This window comes from Actinoplanes sp. NPDC049681 (assembly GCF_044465265.1).
Taxonomy (GTDB): Bacteria; Actinomycetota; Actinomycetes; order Mycobacteriales; family Micromonosporaceae; genus Actinoplanes.
The window spans coordinates 1-17351 of the sequence record NZ_JBITLP010000003.1 but is presented as its reverse complement, the minus strand read 5'-3'; the positions used below and the strand labels follow the sequence as shown (position 1 = coordinate 17351).

18 protein-coding genes and 1 tRNA gene are annotated in these 17351 nt (G+C 68.9%); 7 read left to right on the top strand and 12 right to left on the bottom strand.

Going from position 1 to position 17351, the window contains the following annotated elements; all coding sequences use genetic code 11:
• Positions 1 to 11 precede the first annotated feature (11 nt).
• Complete coding sequence (locus ACIBO8_RS09950; RefSeq protein ID WP_396114784.1) at positions 12 to 482, top strand: hypothetical protein; 471 nt, start codon at positions 12 to 14, stop codon at positions 480 to 482.
• Positions 449 to 2338 carry an esterase/lipase family protein gene (locus ACIBO8_RS09945; RefSeq protein WP_396114783.1) on the top strand — a complete coding sequence of 630 codons (1890 nt, stop codon included), beginning with the start codon at positions 449 to 451 and terminating at the stop codon, positions 2336 to 2338. Before ACIBO8_RS09950 ends, ACIBO8_RS09945 begins: the two co-directional genes overlap by 34 nt.
• A 454-nt stretch (positions 2339 to 2792) precedes the next feature.
• Here ACIBO8_RS09945 and ACIBO8_RS09940 read toward each other — a convergent pair whose 3' ends face one another.
• The 4 genes from ACIBO8_RS09940 to ACIBO8_RS09925 form a co-directional block, all read right to left on the bottom strand.
• A complete protein-coding gene (locus ACIBO8_RS09940; protein ID WP_396115599.1) occupies positions 2793 to 3113 on the bottom strand; it encodes an aldo/keto reductase in 321 nt (106 codons plus the stop codon).
• Positions 3037 to 3714 (bottom strand): aldo/keto reductase, encoded by a 678-nt coding sequence (locus tag ACIBO8_RS09935; protein ID WP_396114782.1) that lies wholly within the window; start codon positions 3712 to 3714, stop codon positions 3037 to 3039. Before ACIBO8_RS09935 ends, ACIBO8_RS09940 begins: the two co-directional genes overlap by 77 nt.
• Before the next feature lie 71 nt (positions 3715 to 3785).
• Complete coding sequence (locus tag ACIBO8_RS09930) at positions 3786 to 4040, bottom strand: aldo/keto reductase (RefSeq protein ID WP_396114781.1); 255 nt, start codon at positions 4038 to 4040, stop codon at positions 3786 to 3788.
• 1205 nt (positions 4041 to 5245) lie between these two features.
• Positions 5246 to 5713 carry a hypothetical protein gene (locus ACIBO8_RS09925; protein ID WP_396114780.1) on the bottom strand — a complete coding sequence of 156 codons (468 nt, stop codon included), beginning with the start codon at positions 5711 to 5713 and terminating at the stop codon, positions 5246 to 5248.
• A 425-nt stretch (positions 5714 to 6138) separates the two neighbouring features.
• Between ACIBO8_RS09925 and ACIBO8_RS09920 the strand changes: the two genes are divergently transcribed.
• Positions 6139 to 7287, top strand: a complete 1149-nt coding sequence (locus ACIBO8_RS09920; RefSeq protein ID WP_396114779.1) for a hypothetical protein — start codon at positions 6139 to 6141, stop codon at positions 7285 to 7287.
• A 74-nt stretch (positions 7288 to 7361) separates the two neighbouring features.
• On the opposite strand, the gene ACIBO8_RS09915 is transcribed toward ACIBO8_RS09920, so the two are convergent.
• On the bottom strand, positions 7362 to 7571 hold the full coding sequence (locus ACIBO8_RS09915; RefSeq protein ID WP_396114778.1) for a hypothetical protein: 210 nt from the start codon (positions 7569 to 7571) through the stop codon (positions 7362 to 7364).
• Between the two features lie 293 nt (positions 7572 to 7864).
• On the opposite strand from ACIBO8_RS09915, the gene ACIBO8_RS09910 reads away from it, so the two are divergent.
• Positions 7865 to 9430 carry a restriction endonuclease fold toxin-2 domain-containing protein gene (locus tag ACIBO8_RS09910; RefSeq protein WP_396114777.1) on the top strand — a complete coding sequence of 522 codons (1566 nt, stop codon included), beginning with the start codon at positions 7865 to 7867 and terminating at the stop codon, positions 9428 to 9430.
• A gap of 30 nt (positions 9431 to 9460) precedes the next feature.
• Entirely contained in the window at positions 9461 to 9847 is a 387-nt protein-coding gene (locus tag ACIBO8_RS09905) for a hypothetical protein (RefSeq protein WP_396114776.1), read from the top strand.
• A gap of 133 nt (positions 9848 to 9980) precedes the next feature.
• Here ACIBO8_RS09905 and ACIBO8_RS09900 read toward each other — a convergent pair whose 3' ends face one another.
• The 3 genes from ACIBO8_RS09900 to ACIBO8_RS09890 all read right to left on the bottom strand — a co-directional run bounded on the left by ACIBO8_RS09900 (position 9981) and on the right by ACIBO8_RS09890 (position 11258).
• Positions 9981 to 10547, bottom strand: a complete 567-nt coding sequence (locus tag ACIBO8_RS09900) for a transposase (RefSeq protein WP_396115598.1) — start codon at positions 10545 to 10547, stop codon at positions 9981 to 9983.
• Between the two features lie 94 nt (positions 10548 to 10641).
• Positions 10642 to 10717, bottom strand: a tRNA-Arg gene (locus ACIBO8_RS09895).
• Positions 10718 to 11033: 316 nt separating this feature from the next.
• The gene (locus ACIBO8_RS09890) at positions 11034 to 11258 is read right to left on the bottom strand and encodes a hypothetical protein (protein WP_396114775.1); all 225 of its coding nucleotides are present in this window, start codon (positions 11256 to 11258) and stop codon (positions 11034 to 11036) included.
• Between the two features lie 1180 nt (positions 11259 to 12438).
• On the opposite strand from ACIBO8_RS09890, the gene ACIBO8_RS09885 reads away from it, so the two are divergent.
• Entirely contained in the window at positions 12439 to 12852 is a 414-nt protein-coding gene (locus ACIBO8_RS09885) for an SSI family serine proteinase inhibitor (protein ID WP_396114774.1), read from the top strand.
• Between the two features lie 64 nt (positions 12853 to 12916).
• On the top strand, positions 12917 to 13339 hold the full coding sequence (locus ACIBO8_RS09880) for a protealysin inhibitor emfourin (protein WP_396114773.1): 423 nt from the start codon (positions 12917 to 12919) through the stop codon (positions 13337 to 13339).
• A gap of 199 nt (positions 13340 to 13538) precedes the next feature.
• Here the strand turns inward: ACIBO8_RS09880 and ACIBO8_RS09875 are convergent, their stop codons facing one another.
• The 4 genes from ACIBO8_RS09875 to ACIBO8_RS09860 form a co-directional block, all read right to left on the bottom strand.
• Positions 13539 to 14618 (bottom strand): aromatic acid exporter family protein, encoded by a 1080-nt coding sequence (locus ACIBO8_RS09875; RefSeq protein WP_396114771.1) that lies wholly within the window; start codon positions 14616 to 14618, stop codon positions 13539 to 13541.
• Between the two features lie 208 nt (positions 14619 to 14826).
• On the bottom strand, positions 14827 to 15321 hold the full coding sequence (locus tag ACIBO8_RS09870) for a hypothetical protein (RefSeq protein WP_396114770.1): 495 nt from the start codon (positions 15319 to 15321) through the stop codon (positions 14827 to 14829).
• A 61-nt stretch (positions 15322 to 15382) separates the two neighbouring features.
• A complete protein-coding gene (locus ACIBO8_RS09865) occupies positions 15383 to 15988 on the bottom strand; it encodes a hypothetical protein (RefSeq protein WP_396114769.1) in 606 nt (201 codons plus the stop codon).
• A partial coding sequence (locus tag ACIBO8_RS09860) for a hypothetical protein (RefSeq protein WP_396114768.1) occupies positions 15985 to 17351 on the bottom strand: 1367 nt, incomplete at its 5' end. The genes ACIBO8_RS09865 and ACIBO8_RS09860, both read right to left, overlap by 4 nt.

Below are 17351 nucleotides of genomic sequence, written 5' to 3'. Positions count from 1 at the left end.
AGTGACAGGCCGTGGACCCCCGCGTTGCGCAGGACATGTGGGGCAAATGGGAGCCGCTGCGCCGGCGGTGGCCGTTGTGGGTGGCGCTGGGCATCGTCGTCGTCGCCGCACCGCTGGTGGCGCTGGGGTGGTTCCGTACGCCGCACACCGCCACCGCACCCCCGGAGCGCCCACTACCACCCGCTCTGACCGTGGTGGAGGGACAACGGCTTGCCGATGACCTGCTCTCGGGCAGCCCGGAGCAGGTCGCACGCGCGGTGGTCGTGCCCCACGACGCGAAGGTGCCGCCGTCGACGGCCGCCGAGCTGCACCGGTTGCGGTCGGTCGCCTTCGACGTGGCCACCTTCGCCGTGGGAACGGATCGCACCGCGTCGGTGGAAGGCACGGTTGTCGACGCGCGGGGCGGCCGTCATGAGTGGCAGTTCTACCTGGTGGAGGCCGGCAGCCGATGGATCATCGCGCAGACGGTGCCGGCGTCGTGAACCGGTGGATGCGCACCCTCCTCACCGTCCTCCTGGTCGTCGCAGGCGCGGCGGCGCCGGCGCCTGGGGCGCGGGCAGCCACGGCCGAGTGCTCACGGGCGTCCACGAAGGTCACCCCGCCGGCGGCGTTCCAGCATCCCGTGATCTTGGTGCACGGCTGGACGGCCGGCCCGGCAAGCATGGCCGCCATCAGGAAGGAGCTGGAGCGGTCGCTGCCGTCCCGGGTCGCTGTCTACTCCTTCGACTATTCGGCCCACGCCGACAACTGGGCCGGAGACGCGGAGATCGCGGAATGCCTCGGCACCTACATCGACGCCGTCGCCGAGGCATCGCGCAAGGTTCACGGCGACGGAAAAGTCATCCTGATCGGGCACTCCATGGGCGGGCTGGCCGTCCGGTACGCCGCTGCGAAGAGCGTCGGCGGGCGGCCGGTCGCCGACCGGGTCGCCGGCCTCATCACGATCGACACCCCGCACCGGGGTTCCTTCCTGGCGCGGACGTCTCTCGGCCGGATCAAGGCGGACGTGGGCCGGCTCGTGCCCGGCGCCGACTACCCGCTGCCGGACCCGGGAAAGGACGGCTCCCACTGTCTCGGCCCGCACCACGGCGGGTCCACCTTCCCGAAGGAGTGCGGATCCGCGCCGCCCTACCTGCCGAAGACCGCCCGGGTCCTGCAGATCGACGGCGGCGTGAGCATCGAACGCACGATCCTCGGCTTCCACCTGTACACGGTGAACCTGGCCGGCGACTCGATCGTCGACCACCTCTCCCAGGTCGGCTACCCGGGGTCGGGACCGACCGTCGAGGGCGCGGACGGCACACTCCTCTCGCACGCCGACATCACCTGCTCCGTCACCGACAGCCGCCTGCTGCAACTCGCGGCGACGAAGAACACCCCCGCCCTGGCCGGGCTGCTCGCCGGGGGTCAGGCGCTGCTCGACAACGCCACGATGAACGACGTGATCGCCGGTCGCGCCTCACGGAGCCAGGTAGCGGTCATCATCCAGGCGAACCTTGCAGCGCCGTGCAGCCATCGGCTGATGCCGTCGAACGGCAAGGCCGTCGACACGATCAAGCGGACGGTGTCCGCATGGCTCGACGGCCTCGACACCCACCGGCGCCATTGGGCCGACTACTTCACGACCGCCCGGGCCGGTCGCACCTGCACATCCGAGTCGACGGCCACCTTCGGTGACGTCTCGGCCCGGACCACCCTCACGCAGCGCGTCACGTCCGTGGCCATGCGCGCCGACGGGCTCCACCTAAGCCTGCGAAACGACCTGCTGACAGTCGTCCACGGCGGTCTGCCCGCGGACGACTCGCCGCAGAGGGAGTCACACACGTACGAGTACGTCCTGGCGAAGGACGGCCGCCTTCTGGCCCCGGTCAACGGCGTGCCCTTCCAGGAATCGATGACCGTGACGTTCGGTGGCTTCACCGTCTATCCCGTGCTCGCCGACCTGGACGCCGGGCGGGATCTCACGACGACGATGGACCTCACCTTGAAACCCAGGAACGCCACCGGCCGCACGATCATCCGGTCGATCGCCGCGCCGGGCCAGCAGAACCTGAAGATGCGGCTCTCGGTGAACGTCTCGCCGGTTCCCCGCCAGGACATCCGGGTGCCCGCCGGAACCTTCACCGACGTCGTGGGCCTCTCCGTCGCCATCACCAAGATGGCGTATCTCAATGGTGATCCGGCTCAAGCCGACGAGGCGAAGCAGGCATCTGACGCCGTCCTCCAGCTCTCCAAGCCGACCACAGTCTGGTACGCCCGCGGACGAGGCCCAGTCCGCACGGACACCGAGTCCTTCTTCGGCCCGAACAGCGTTTCCCTACTGCGGTGCCGTGGCTGACCGGTACCACTCGCCGGCGCGGCCCTACCCGGTCTCCCCCGGCCCCGGATAGCGCCACTTAGCTGCCCAAACGCTTCAGCCGTATCCCAGCGCATCCCGGGTTCGGACGGCAAATCCCGGCCGGTTCCCCAACCAAATCCCCAGCACAGGCACACCCGTGAGCACTGAGCCATCGCTGTTTCGCACCACTTGTCTGTCCTCAAGCGGTGAGGAGGCGTAGCTGGACGTCCTGCGGGTCGAGCACCCCGAGGAGGCCGCCGCCTGGCTCGCCGCCCAGCACGCTCCGTCCAGGCTAGGTTGTCCACAGTGCCCAGGCCCGCGCACCCCAACTACATCCTCGCCGCGTACACGACCTCCGGACCGCGACGGACTGACCGCATTGCTCATGTACGCCCGGCCCGGCGACACGATCGTCGTAGGCCGGTCCGCGGCGGAGGGACCGGCCTGCCCTGGTTCAGCGCTCGATCACCTTCATCTGTTCGTCGGTGTGGTGACCGCCCTCCGCCACCGGCAGCGCGGTGAGGGTGTCGATCTGTGCAGGCGTGAGCGTGACGCTGTCCGCGGCGACGTTCTCCTCGACCCGGCTTACCCGCTTGGTGCCCGGGATGGGCACGATGTCGTCGCCCTGGGCCAGCAGCCAGGCCAGAGTGACCTGGGCCGAGGTGGCGCCCACCTGGTCGGCGACCTCCTGTACCTGATCAGCGAGGCGCAGGTTGCGCTGGAAGTTCTCGCCGGTGAAGCGCGGATGGTTCTTGCGGAAGTCGCTGTCGTCCAGCTTGTCGACGTCGGCCGGCGTCCGCAGCGCGCCGGTAAGGAACCCCGGCCGAGCGGCGAGTACGCCACCAGCCCGATGCCGAGCTCGCGCAGAATAGGAAGGATCTCCTCGCGCGGCGGATCGTGTCGATCCACGCCTCGGACATACCGATGTAGCGGATCTTGCCGTCCTTCACGAGGTCTGCCAGGGCGCCCATGGTGTCCTCGATCGGGGTGCTCGGGTCGACACGGTGCTGGTAGTACAGGTCGATGCGGTCGGTGCCGAGGCGCTTGAGCGACCCTTCCACCGCGGTGCGGATGTTGCTCGGGCTGCTGTCCAGCCCGCCCGGGACGCGGCCGTCGTGCGAGACGAGCCCGAACTTGGTGGCCAGCACCACCCGGTCGCGGCGGCCCTGTAACGCCCGACCGACCAGTTCCTCGTTTACGTACGGGCCGTAGATCTCCGCAGTGTCGATCAGCGTGACACCCAGGTCGATAGCCCGGTGGATGGTGCGGATCGATTCGGCGTCGTCGCTGCCGGCGCCGCTGTAGCCGTGCGACATCCCCATCGCGCCCAGCCCGATCCGGGCGACCTCGAGTGCACCGAGCTTGGCGGTACGCATGGTGTTTCCTCCGTGTCGTCGTGGGTGAGGAAAGGGCCCCGCCCCCCGGTGGGACAGCGGGGTCGGGCGGATCAGGCTTCCGGGATCGGCCGGCCGGCCTCGAGGGTGATGGCCTCCGGCTCGGGGCCGCCTCGCTTGCCGGTGTCCAGGGCGTCGATCGCGGCGAGCTGCTGGTCGGTGAGCTCGAAGTCGAACACGTCGAACTTCTTCGCGATCCGCGCCGGCTTGGTCGACTTCGGGATCACCGAACGGCCCTGCTGCAGGTGCCAGCGCAGCATCACCTGCGCCGGGCTCTTACCATGCGCCTTCGCGATCTCCCCGATCACCGGGTCCTGCAGGAGGGATGCAGCCTCCGCCCTGCACGGACGGAGGCTGCCAAGGGCGCCCGGGCCCGGTGGGACAGTCCGCTACAGCGGCCAGTTCCCGGTCACAACCAGCACCACCACGATGATGCAGCCGATGATCGCGTGCGACGCCTTGAAGCTGAACGAGAACTCTTCCATCACGAACTCCCTGCTACTTGTTGTTAGTTGAACCTGCCCTCACCTGGGCTGTTGATCTGGTCCGCGCCACGCCGGAACGCACTTCAACTCAAGGTTCCTAGGCCTTGAATCAGCTCCAGCACGGGTTGGACCCGACTGTCGACAATAGTAACCGCAACCGGACCAGTTCCGTGGCGCGCGGGGTGGCGTGTTTCGCGAGTCGCGTGCCGAATGGTCGCAGTCATGATCGGAAACAGAACGCGTCCGGACCGTCCTAGTTGGACGCTCAACCACTTATGCAACTTGATCAAGCTCGGGGTGCGCCGGCGGTGCCCTGGGAGTACAAATTCCCCGTCACCGTGACGGAGATTTTCCGCTACGCCGCACCCGCATGAGACCTATGCGGTACGTACCGCATCGGTGCAGGTCAAGCGCCGTCCGTGCGCTATAGCACAGCACGGCCGGGGTCGCTCCGCCTGCTCGGCTTGTGCCATGTCGGCGAAACGGCGCAAGTCGAAGTCGGCCATAACCTATGGCCAACTTCCTGAACCAGTATGTAATACATGGGCTGAGTGAGGTTCGCGGAATGGGCGAACCTTTGAGATGCCTTAGAGACTTCTAATCCAATAGCTCTAGTGTACGTATGACGTGTCTAGTCGAACTTGACGCACCTGACTTAAACAAAGCCCCGACAAGGCCGATCTCATTGGACATGACACTCGAATTGAGCAGGAATGTGATACTGAAAGCTGCGCCGCACTACGCACCGACGGTGCGTCTGTGGCATGATGGTTAGAGCACGTCGCGACCCTGAGGGGTCGCTGACCTGCACGAACGCCTGCCACGTTGTTCCCTCACCTGGGCGACGACAGGACGTAGATAGCCCTCTCCGATTCCTAGCGGAGAGGGCTATCGCCATGTCCGGCCTAGAACATCGCGAACGTGAGCGCACCTCTACTAGGCATGCGTCAAGGTGGGCTTGACGCCTGCTGGAGGAGCAAGTCGATGACGTTGTCGATAGCGCTAGATCCCTAGTCGCCAACCGCCCGTCAAACAGGCTTTCGATCATGTTCCGTCCGTGCGGATATTTCTCCGGCAAAAGGCGCGCCGACCGCTCGGCCGAGGACCGGCTCGGTCGGAATATGGCAGACATCACTGGGCGGCCGCGCCGCTCGCCACCCGCTGTCGCCGCGCAACGCGCTGCCGGAGCTGGAGTGGCCCTGAGCTGGCTCTTTACCGCTCGGAGCGCATGTTCTGCCGACGCCACCCATGCCGTGCAAAGCATGGAGGGCGATACTCTCCAAGCGCCCGAACACGTTGACCTCGAAGCTGCGCAGGCGCCCGACCATGCTCCTCGCGTCGCGGCGGCCCACGATCCGGATGTTCTCGGCGATGCTCGCCGTGCCCGGGTTGGTGCAGCTTTCAGCGGCGTACGCGATCGCTCGGTCAGGTGCGCCGGCCTGATGTGAATCGTGGTGGTGGGGCGGCCCGGTCAGATGGGTGCGGATGACATCCATTGCCGCATTGCTTCCGTCTTCGCGGCCGGACCTGGCCCACTCACTCACCCACTGTGACCTGCACCTTTACCTCGCGCCAAGGGATGCGGTCGAACTACAGCCGGGTAGTTCGATCAAGCAGCGGCGCCGTGTGCAGGTCTTGGACGGCGTGCCCGCTTTGCGCAGCGTGGGCCCGCCGTCGACGGGCTTCGAACCGCTCGGCGCGGTGGAGCCGAAACTCACCGACACCGCCGTGTCAGCGGGGAGCGGTCATGGTGAGCAGGACGCCGCGGCCGGGCCGACTGATCGCAGGCTCGCCGCAAGGAGCGGTGATCGCCGGTAGCGGCGAGCCCAAGTGCAGCCGGGCAGTGGCTGACTCTCCCCCTGTTCCACTTAGGCGGGTTGGTCAGGCCCCTGCTCGGCGCGCCGAGCAGCCACGGTAGGCAGTGGCCCAACCGGTGATGGGGCATCGTAGCGGTATGGGTACCCAGGGTCAGCCAACCGGCGGCGGTCGGCACCGGGCACCGCTGGACAAGGTCGGGCAGGTCACCGTCGCATTGAGCGCCGTGGCCGGCGGCCTCACCACGTTTGCCGTCAACGTCGGCATCAACGTGTTCTCCGACGACAAAGGCTTTCTGGTCGTCGCGGCGTTGTTCGCCGTAGCCGGCGTCGTAACAGCAGCCGTCTGGCTCCGCCAGCGTCCTCCGCAGATCCGTCTGGTCCGCTACAGCGTACGCGCGCTGCTCGGTTTCGCCTTGACCATCGCGATCGCCAGCCTATTCCTGTCCCGAACATGGGCACTACCGACCGCCGGCACAGCCGCGGGCCTTACTCTGGCCGCCGCCGTGACAGTGACCAGCGCCGACACGGCATTCCGCCTGGTCGCTAGTGCCAGCCTCATCGGTACGGGCGTGGCGGCGGTCGGGTTCGGCCTCGGCTGGCTGCCTGTCGGGGACATCTGGGGCGGGATCGCGATCCTCGTCTTCGGCTTGGCAGAGGTCGGATTCGGCCTCGGCTGGCTGCGCGGCGCGGACATCTGGTGCGGGATCGCGGTCATCGTCCTCGGCTTGGCGATGGTCGGCGTTGGCGTGGAGTTGCTGCGTGGCGGGGACATCTGGGGCGGGGCGTTCGTCGCCGCGGGCTTGGCGATGGTCGGGTCCGGCGTCGGATATCTATACGGCGGGGACATCCTGATCGGGGTGGCGGTCATCCTTGCCGGCTTGGCGATCACGGGGGCCGGAGTCCCGCTTCTACGCGGCGGGGACATCCTGATCGGGGTCGCGGTCGTCCTTGCCGGGCTGTCAATCATCGGGGCCGTCGTCGGTTTGCTGCGCGACGGAAAAGTCCTGCACGGGATGGCGCACCTCGTCGCCGGGTTAGCGATCGTCGGAGGCGCCGTCGGAGTGGTGGACGACGGAAACATCCTGGCGGGGGTGGCGGGAGCCGTCGTCGGCTTGGCGATGGTCGGGTACGGCGGGGTGCTTCTGGGGCGAGCCGGTGGGTGGAGTCGGATGGTGGCCTGGCTCCACCAGCCCGTCACGCCCGCCCCGGCACCGCCTGCCGATCCGGCCGCGCAGCCGTTGGACAGCGACTGACCGATGGCCCTGGGGGTGTGCCGGTGGGTCGCGCCCAGGCCGCTCGTTGAGCCGTCCCCGCCGGGTGGGCCAGCTCAGGCGCTTTCGCTGGCCGGCGGGCTGGCGGCAGTGCCGGGGCGGGGGACGTCGACGAGCGTGGCTATGTCGTAGCCCATCTCGGTGAGCAGCCGTTCGACGCCACCGATCGACAGGTCCTCGATCACGTTGTCGTGGGCCGCGTTGACCAGGCGGTACCACCAGGTGCGGGTATGGCGAGATCCTCCGCCGGCCGGCCACCGCGTCACCCGCGGTTCCGGCCCGGTGAACCTGCACGGCGGAACTCCCACGAGCGTTGCCATGCGAAGTCCGGCTCGGCGCCGAAGAACACCACGCCGACGAAGGACTCGTTCGAACTGCGCACCGGCCGAGCAGCGGTAGCCCGCACCCCAACTCCTTCGCAAGCGGCGAATAGCGATCAACTGTGTACGGCCGAGCCGGAATCCGACCGAGGGGTGCCGCCCTAGGCGGCCACGGAGTTCGAACCGGCGGCAAATTGCGGCGCAGCGGTAGCCGCTGTGGTCTTCGATACCCTGGCGCCATGCTCGATCCCCCAGGAGGCGGCTACGAGGTCGTCCCGGACGTGATGTTCCGCGCCTCGGTACAGATGGTCGGCACCAAGGACTACGTATACGCCATCGCGTCCGGCGTTGTCGGTGACCTGCACAACTCCGCGGGCATGGCCGGCGACGACACCGTCGCGCACTCCTTCGCCGGCAAGTACGAGCCGGCCGCGCGCACGATCGTGTCGGGGATCAGCTCGGCCGGTCAGGCCATCGGCGTGACCGCGAGCAAACTCCTGGCCACCGCCGTCGACTACCTCGCCGCCGAAGACCGCGTCGCCGCCCGACTCACGCCCGGCATCAACACCAGCTCCTTCGCCGCGCCGCCCGCACCGGACTGCGAGCCGCAGAACGTCGCCGCCGTCCTACCCATGATCACCGGCAGCGCCGAGATCCACGAGATCCCGGTCATCGGCAAGTTCTGGCCACAGGGCAACCCGGACAAGCTGCGCGACGCCGCCGCGGTGTGGCAGCACGCCGCCGATCTGATCGACGACGCGCAGCGCAACGCCGAACAACACTCGAGCCCGATCCCGGTGTACTGCTCCGGCGCGACGATCACCGCCTACCAGGGGTACATCCGCAAGGTGTGGGCGGCGAACCCGTCCGGCAACACGATCGTCGACGCCGGCCAGCCGCTGATGGAGAACCTGTCGGCCGGCTGCCGGCAGATGCAACGCATCTGCGAGCAGTACGCCGACGCCATCGACACCTGCCGGCACACCCTCATCGCCCTCGCCGTCGCCGCCGGCGTCATCACCACCGCAGGCGTTCTGCTCACCGTGTTCACCCTCGGCGGCTCCGACGCCGCCGCAGGTGCCGCCGACGCCGCACTCGCCGCCGACGCCGCACTCGCCGCCGAAGCCCTCGCAGCGGCCGAAGCCGAGCTCGCCGCCGCCGCGGCGGTCGCCGAGGCCGAAGCCGTCATCGAAGCCGCCCTGGCGAAACTCCTCGCCGCCGGCGCCCTCACCGCGGTCGTGGTCGGCGCCGCCGACAGCGCATCCGCAGCACCCGGGCCAGCCCTCGCCGGGATGCCGGCGGCGATCCCCGCCACCGTGCCCCCGCTGCCGCCCGGGCCGCCAAGCGGCACGTTCCCGCCCTACAGCCCCCCGCAGCAAGCCGCCGCCGCAGCGTGGGCCGCCACCCTGAACACCCGCGACCCGCTCTACGGCAAGCCCGACGACATCGCGTATCAGGTACGAGTCGCCGGGCAACCCGAGCGGGAGATGCTCGGCGCCAACGGCGTCCCGATCTGGGCAGACGGGTACCGCGACACCGACGGCGCGATCGTCGAGGCCAAACACGTGCGCAACCCCGGCTGCAGTCCCCGCACCCTGGAAGGGCTCACCGAGAACAAGATCGCTACCAGCTTCGTCATCGAAGACGACGAGAGTGAAGTCATCCGCTACGGCGGCGCCGTGGCCAACCCGGCCAACCACGTCCAGTACCTTGAGATCGACACGGACGACGAGGCAACGGTCGGCTATTGGCAGTACCTGGCCGCCGCCCATCACGTGCCCAGCGACGTGCGGCACGTGCCATAACCCACGAGTTCTGGCCGTACGGAGGACCTCATGCACGGCAAGCTTTACCTCGGCGCCCCACCTGAGCACCCTTGGCCGCTGAGCCTGCCCACCGTCGAAACGTACCTGCGGCAGCGGTTCCCCGACATGATTGCCTCCCGACGCACCTCCCTGGTCACCGGCAACGACGTCCTCGACTTCGACGTCCGCCTCGACGACGGCCAACAACGCCACGGCACGTACGTCGCCGGCGGGAAACTCGCCCTCTCCGACGGCACCCCGGCCGACTGGGCCGACACCATCGCCTGGTTTCTCAGCCTGCTACCCGAAGGCACCCCCACGATGGTCATGCGCGACGACGGACCCGAGCCCGTACCACTGCCGGAACAGACCCGCACACCGGAAGCGCTCATCGCCTTCTTCGAGTCCATCGACTGATCACTCGAACGGTCAACTCCGCCGCATTCCCTGCGCCACCGTCCCGCCACGGGACGCCTTAATGCGTTCCACCGCCGGGCCCAAACTGCCCGCTTGGCTATATCGCCGGCGAGGCCCGTGCACTGAGAGCTTGTTACTGAACCGATTTCCGCAGGTCAGGGCGTCGGAGTGTTGATGTTGCGGCTTGGTGCGTTCGTTTCCGCGTCACGGTGACGCGGATGCGTACGCGTTCGAACCGCAGCCGGCGGCTGTTGATGTTGTCAGGGGTCCTGTCGGCGTCGGCGGGGTTGAGGGCGGGACCGGGTGAGCGGCGGCTCATGACGAGGACGAACGCCCAGAGGATGTGCGCGGCGGAGTAGTCGGCGCGGCGTTCGTAGTCGCGGGCGTTGCGGCGGCGCTGGGTGATCCAGGACAGTGACCGCTCGACCCGCCAGCGTCTCGGGTGGACCCGGAATCCGACCTGGTCGGGTGGGGGTCTGACGGTCTTGACGGTGATCGCGAGTTCGGTCTCGGCCCAGGTGATGAGGTCGCCGCCGTAGGCGCTGTCGCCCCAGATCATCGCCAGTTGCGGGTTGTCCTGGCGGCAGTCGACGAGCAGGACCTGGGCGGCGGCGCCGTCTCGGATGTCGGCCGGGGTGACCAGCACCGCGATCGGCAGGCCGAACATGTCGACCAAGACGTGCCGCTTCCTACCGTTGATCTTAGGGCGGCTGGCGCGTCGACGAGCAGTTGCTTAAGCCGGGCAAGCCGCTGCCGCTGGCGGGCGAGGTCGACTTCGACCGCCACGGCGCATGTGGTGGCCCAGGCGCGAATCGAACGCGCGACACCCGCTTTAGGAGAGCGGTGCTCTATCCCCTGAGCTACTGGGCCATGTGGGGAGGGTACCAGCGGGGCGCGCTCCGGCGCGAAGCGACGACCGCCGGTGGGTCGCCCGTGCCACGGGCGTGCCACTAGCAAGGGAAATCTTTGCGCCAGGACGATCACCGACGAACATCAACGATCACCTATTTCGCCTGCTCACAGACGCTTCCTCGCCGCTGTCCTGGGGCATCGTGGTGTACGACACACGGTTTAGGAAACCGTTGCTCTATCCCCTGAGCTACGAGGGCGCGAGTGGTCAGCTTACCTGCCAGGGGAGTACCCACGCGTGTCAGGGCGTACCAACCGCTGCCAACGGGTCCGGCCCTCATGCGACCGGCCCGGCGCTGTCACGACCGGTGCACCGGCCCGCCGCTGCGCCGGGAGCCATCGTGCCCGGATCGATACCGAGCATCCGAAGCAGCGAGGCGTTCTTGTCCGTGTCGATGAGCTCCGGGAACTCCCGGTCGACCCAGTCCGCTCGGGCGTGCAGTTGCCGGAAGCGCAGATCCGCTGTGACTTTGGCCTTGTCCACGAACGCGGGTGCAGTCATGTCATTGTCCTTGCTGTTTGCGGCGACCGCCCAGGTGCTGAGCTAGCCGGCTGAGAGGGGAACGGCGCTCCCGGGCCGCCTGCGTGCTCTGGACCGGTTAGCCCCGAGCGTTGGGGTGAGCCAGGTTCGGCGTCGCGGAAACGGAGGCGCCTGCGTCCGAGCCCGGGAGGTGGGCGATCGTCGAGCTTCGCGCTTGTGGGAGGGGCCGGCTCGGAAGACGCCAGTCTCGGCGCTCTCGACGGCGGCGGAGGACAGCCACCGGGGTCCCGGGCGACGACCCCATCGTACGCGCATCCCGCGCGGGCAGGGCAAATCGACGCCGACCACCGCGGCACCTGCGGCAGCAGGTGGCGCAGTCCCCGAGCACTGGATGTCGACTTCTTCGCCGCCGCCAGATCGGGTGTTCTGCCCGCGGACTGGCCTGGAGCATGGATCCCTCTCGGATCCGCCAGCCTGCTGGGGCCCGTGCCCCTCGACGAATCCGAACGTTGCGCCGCATCGGGTCAGCCGGAGCGGCCGTCCTCTTCGTGCGCGTGTGTCAACGGCATGAGCAGGCAAGCACGGCCCGACTTGCCGCGCGGGTCGGCATGGCTGCCGCAACTCCGCCGGCACCTCACCCGACAGCCTGGTCTCCGTCCGGCGCGCCGACCGCGACGGGCCGGCACACCCCACGCCGTGGCGCAGACCTCCACCGGGCGATGAAGGCGGCGGGGATCAGCGCGGGGGGGCGAGGCGACGGACCAGGGTCTTCTGCACGGGTGGAGGAGCGCTTCGCGGCCCAGGCGAGGACTCCGGCCGACCAGGTCGGTGCCCGGAGTACATGGTCACCGCGACCCTCGAGGGCGAACGCCCCTCCGGCGAGGGGGCCGTCGGCCCAGCGCAGGCCGCCGGCGTTCGCTTACCGTCGCAGCATTCCGCCAAACGCGACCTAACGCACTCCGTCGACCTGCTGTTAAGGACTTTTGAACTCCCGCCGGTCACGCCCCTGACGCATTTACCCACCGCGTTGAACGTCGCATTTGAAAATTGAGAATGGAGTGATCGAGTTGACGGCCCGAGCTCCAGCGAATTACGGTGGAGTCGAATCCACTTCGCACGATGCCCCCTCGCGGCATCGACCCGGCGGGACTTCCACAAAAGGGGCCGCCGAGAATTGTCATACCTTCCACAAGGAGGAACCATGACCCCCATGCATCACGCCGCCCTGCTGGCCGCCTCGGTGTCCACAACGGCCGCACTGCTCGGCGCCGGCTCACCAGCCGCCGCCGCTCCGGCGGCGTCGCCACCCGACAGCACCCTCGTCCTCGCGGTCGTTCCGGCCACGCAGAGCACCCATCCGCCGCGCATCACCATCCTGGAGTGCGCCCCCGACGGCGGCACCCACCCCGAGGCCGCCGCGGCCTGCAGCGACCTGCGCGCGGTCGACGGCAACCTTGCGGCATTCAACGACAACGGCGGCATCTGCACCAAGGAATACCAGCCCGTCATCGCAATTGCGGTCGGTACCTGGCAGGGCGAACCGGTCCACTATCGCGAGACGTTCTCGAACCATTGCATCATGCTCAACGCCACTGGTGACGTGTTCGACTTCTGAGAGTCGACCTCCGCGATTTACAGGGTCCACCAGAATTCCACGTCAGACAGAATGGATGATTTCGATGAACCGCACGACCGATGCGATCCTCCGCACCTTCGCCCTTTTCGCCGTCGCCATTGTCGCCCTCATCGCTGCCGATCCCGCTGCTGCCGCCACCGTCCCCACGACCCAGTCGATCAGCGTGACACGCGGCGGCGGCTTCGCCGGGCGCACCGAACACTTCGTGGTCGACCAGAACAGTGACGACCAGCGCGCCCAGCAGGCACTCAACCTGGCGGCGCAGCCTCAGTTCCGTCGGCTGGCCCCGGAGTACCTGCCGGAAAACACTTGCTGCGACCGCTTCACCTACCGGGTCGTGGCCGTCTACAACAGCGGCGTCAGCAAGACCGTCGTCACGATGGACGGCGTCGAGAACACGCCGCCGGTGCTGTTCGAGGTCATCGACGCGGTCGTCTCAGCCGACGCCTCGGCGACGGTCGAGTGACTCTCCCTTCAATGCGGCACGGCCCAAAGGGTCGTGCCGCGTTTGCCCGATCGACTGCGGCACAAGAGGTCGCCCACACCGGCGGACCATCCCGACCATGCGACAATTCGGGCCGCCGTCGGCGGGCTCGCACCTGAGCTGCTCCGGGGCCCGGAATCCTGGAATGGCTGGAGAGCCGGACACCAAGTACCCGGGTCGGTCAGCGTGGAGTCCAGCCGAGCGCCTCATCCACCCGGCTCATCACGTCGTCCTGCCCGACCCCGCGGAGCAGGTCGACGGCAGTGGTCCGGATCTGGCCGATGATCATGCTGAGTGGCAGGGACGGCTCGTCCTCCAGCAGCTTCGCGGCGATCCGGACCGCCTCCAGGGCGTCCGCGTCGGCCTGACCGGCGTGTCGGTCCGGGTCGCCGGGGCCGACCAGGTCGCTGGCGAGGGACTCGCCCGCGGATCGGACCGCGCTCGCCAAAGCGTCCAGCGCGCGCGTCAAGTCGGGCGGCGTGCTGGCGTGCAACCGGGTCAGTGTCACTGCGTTGCGGGCCAGCACCCAGATATTGCCGACCACGTGGTCGAGCTGGTGGGTGGTCTGCTCCACGTCGCGGACCTGGGCCAGGCGCCGGCGGCGGCGCACCCGAAGCCGCAGCGTTTCGCCGGCGGCGAGTGCCTCCGAGTGCAGCCGCTCCACGCAGTCGTTCAGCTGGTGCGCGCGGTCCAGGACGGCGTGGGCGGCCGGCTCGTCGCAGTGGCCGACGGCCTTGTTGAGGTCGGCGAGCAGGTCAGCGAGGTCGGCGTAGGTCTTCTGCGCCGCGTCGACGAGGGGAGTGAGCGGCTTGCGGGCGACGGCGAGCTGGGTTGCCGCAATCGCCACCGCACCCCCGATCAGCGCGTCGACGAAGCGGAACGGCATGAGGTGACCCTGAGGTGCGGCGACCGCCACCACATACAGCCCGGAGATCGCCGACTGAGTGATGAGGGTGTTGCTCGCCCCCGCCGCCGCCAGCGGGCCCACGGTGAGTAGCAGAACGACGAAGAGGCTGGTGACACCGGGGCCGAGGGCCAGCACGACCAGCTCGGCGACGAGCACCCCGGCCGCCACCCCGAACACGATCTCGGTGGTCTGCCGGAGCCGCCGGCCGCGGGACTCGCCGAGGACGACGAGCGCAGCGGACGGGGCGAACAGCGGATCCGGGTGGCCGATCAGGTAGGCCGCGATCAGCCAGGCGACCGTCGCGGCGGTGGCCGCGGTCACCGCCGGGAGCGCGCCCCGGCGCAAACGAACCACGGCTGACCTCAAACGCTGACGCACCCGCAACCCCTTCCTGGTCGATCCGACTTCAGCCGGGTTCCGATCAGGATGTGCCGCGGCGCGAGAAGTGGATCTACCCAGGCATGCCCGTGAGCTAATCACTGCGCGAGGGCGATCAGGCCCACAGGAGAAGCGGCGAATGAGGAGCGGCGATGGACGAGAACGCCATTTCCTGGCGGAGGGATCAGCGCACCGGGCCGTTGTCGGTGAAGGTGTACGTCGTCATCAGCGGACCTTTGGCGATCAGGTCGCCGCCGGGTGAGATCTGCAGGAACTCCCCCTGGTTACTGATCGCGTACGCCGAAGCACCTGCCGGCGTGATGGTGAACAGCTGCCCGGCACGGCTCGGATCACACGCCTCCCCCGCCACCGCACCGTTCTTCCCCACCCCCAGGCACGAACCTTCCACCACCTTGATCATGTACTTGTCCCCCACCGGGTTGAGAACGCCCGTGACACTGGACTCGCCGGGCGGGATCGGGCGGATGACGATCTGGCGCCGGCCCGACAGAACAGGGTTGCCGGCAGGCGGTGCGGTGAATGCGACCGGGCGCCTCATGTCCCGGCCCGTGGAGATACAGGCCTGTTGGGTCAGCACCAGGCCGGCGGCGAGTACGCCGAGGAGCACGGTGGAACGATGGGGCCGCATGGGATCCTCCAAGTCGATGGCGCGGCACATGTTCGTCGATGGGTGGGGTGTCGCGCTGCGGGGCGGCGCACAGTGGCACGAATTCGTGAGCTCAGTACTGGGCGGCTTCCGCGGGGGCGCGCCGGGCCGGACCGGCGGCCGCGTAGGCGACCAGTCCGCCGAGCGCGAGCAGCCCGGCCGTCACGGTGGCAGCGGTGGTTGTCGGAGCCTGCGCCTGCCACGTAAGGATGCGTCCGATGAGCGGTTCCGACCGGGGGAACAGGATCGCGGCCAGGGTCCAGCCCAGCGGCAGGAACCAGGCTCGGGCGGTGCCGATCGTGACCGCGCCCAGGGCGGTCACGCCCAGGAGGCCGGCTGCGTCGCGGATCACCAGCCAGGCCGGGCCGAAACGGGCTCCGGTCGCCAGCGTGACCAGCAGCAGCACCGCTACGACGAGGAACGCTGCCAGCAGGTGGGCGACCCGGCGGGGCGCCCAGGGGATCCCCGCCGTGCTCTCCAGGGCGTCGTCGGGGCCGCCGAGGGTGGCCGTCAAGCCGGCTACCAGCAGCAGGACCGTGAGGACGACCATTTCCATGCCCACCTGGCGGCTGTCGGAGAACAGCGACCACAGCGACCACATCAGCGCCGTGCAGGCGGTGATCGCGACCAGGGCCACCGGGACGCGGCGGGAGCGCAGGTACAGCGTGAGCCACCTCATCGCTTGCTCCCGGGCAGTACGCCGTCGCCGACCGAGCAGTTCTGTGCGGCCCGGCGGAGGGTGACCACCAGGGCTTTCGCCTTGGTGTCGGGCAGCTTCCTCAGGTTCTGCCACATTCCCACGGCTTCGGGGATGACGTCCGGGTCGTAGGTGTCGTCGGCGGCCGGCTCGCGGCCGATGAGCCAGTAGGCGGCGGCGAGGCTTTCCGACGGGTCGGCGTAGTGCTCGCATCCGGGCGGGGTGCTGAATGCCCCGGACACCATTTCCGCGAGGGCGTGGGTCTCGTTCGCGAGGTGCCCGTTCTGGCCGGCCTCGACGCGGTAGAGGACGACGTCCTTCTGCCACGGCGGGGCGAAGTCGGGGCCGTAGGTGGTGGTGTCCTCGTGCACCTGGGCCGGCGGGTCCGGCAGCTTCGCGAGGATCGTCAGGGCTTCCCGAGCCTTCGGGGCGATCTCGGGCAGCAGTCCGGAATGGACCCGGCTGACGCACACCCGGGGTTCACCCTCGGCGCACACCAGTTCCCGGGCGACCGGGTCGATCGCGTTGTTGACGACCCTGTTGTGGTGAGGCATGACCGTGATTGCCAGCGTCGCGCCCAGCACTACCGGCAGCAGTGCCGCCACGCGGATGCGCCAGCCGCTGGAGACGAAGAGCATCACGGCGGTGACGGTGAGGGCGGCCAGCCACGTGGCCTGGGCGGCGCTCGCCCGGCCGGGTACGGTCGCGTACGCGTCCGGCATGTTCATCTCGTAGATCGGCGAGAACACCAGTGCCAGCCATCCGCGGGGACGTGTCGCACCGGGGATGAGCAGCAGCAGGGCCAGGCCCGCGACGGCGAGCGCAGGCGCGGTCACGGGGGACGGCAGCAGCCGGCCGATCGCCAGGCCGAGCCAGGCCGCCGCGATCAGCGCGAGGCATCCGACGGCCGTGACGACCAAGACGGACACCGGGAAGTACTCCGCGGTGCCGATGATCCACAGTCCGCCCGCGACGCCCATCGCCAGGTATCCGCACACCACGGCGACAGCCATGGCGCCGAGCGTCGGTACGGTGCGGTGCGCCGCGGGACGGGGAGTGCTGGCGAACAGTTCTGCCACCTTCGAGCGGTGCTCGCGGCGGGCTTGCCAGGCGCCGGCGGCCATGGCCAGGGGCCACAGCACCGCCAGGTAGAGGCGCTGGGTCATGGCCAGCTGCATCCACCCGGTCGCGAAGTCGATCCCTTCGGCGAAGAAGAGCAGCAGCGTGCCCGCCACCACCAGGATGATGGTGGTGCCGATCGCCGCGGAACGGCGTAACTCGATACCCAGCACCCGCGTCACCGGCCGGCCCCCGATCGGTACGCACGCAACAACGCCGAATAACC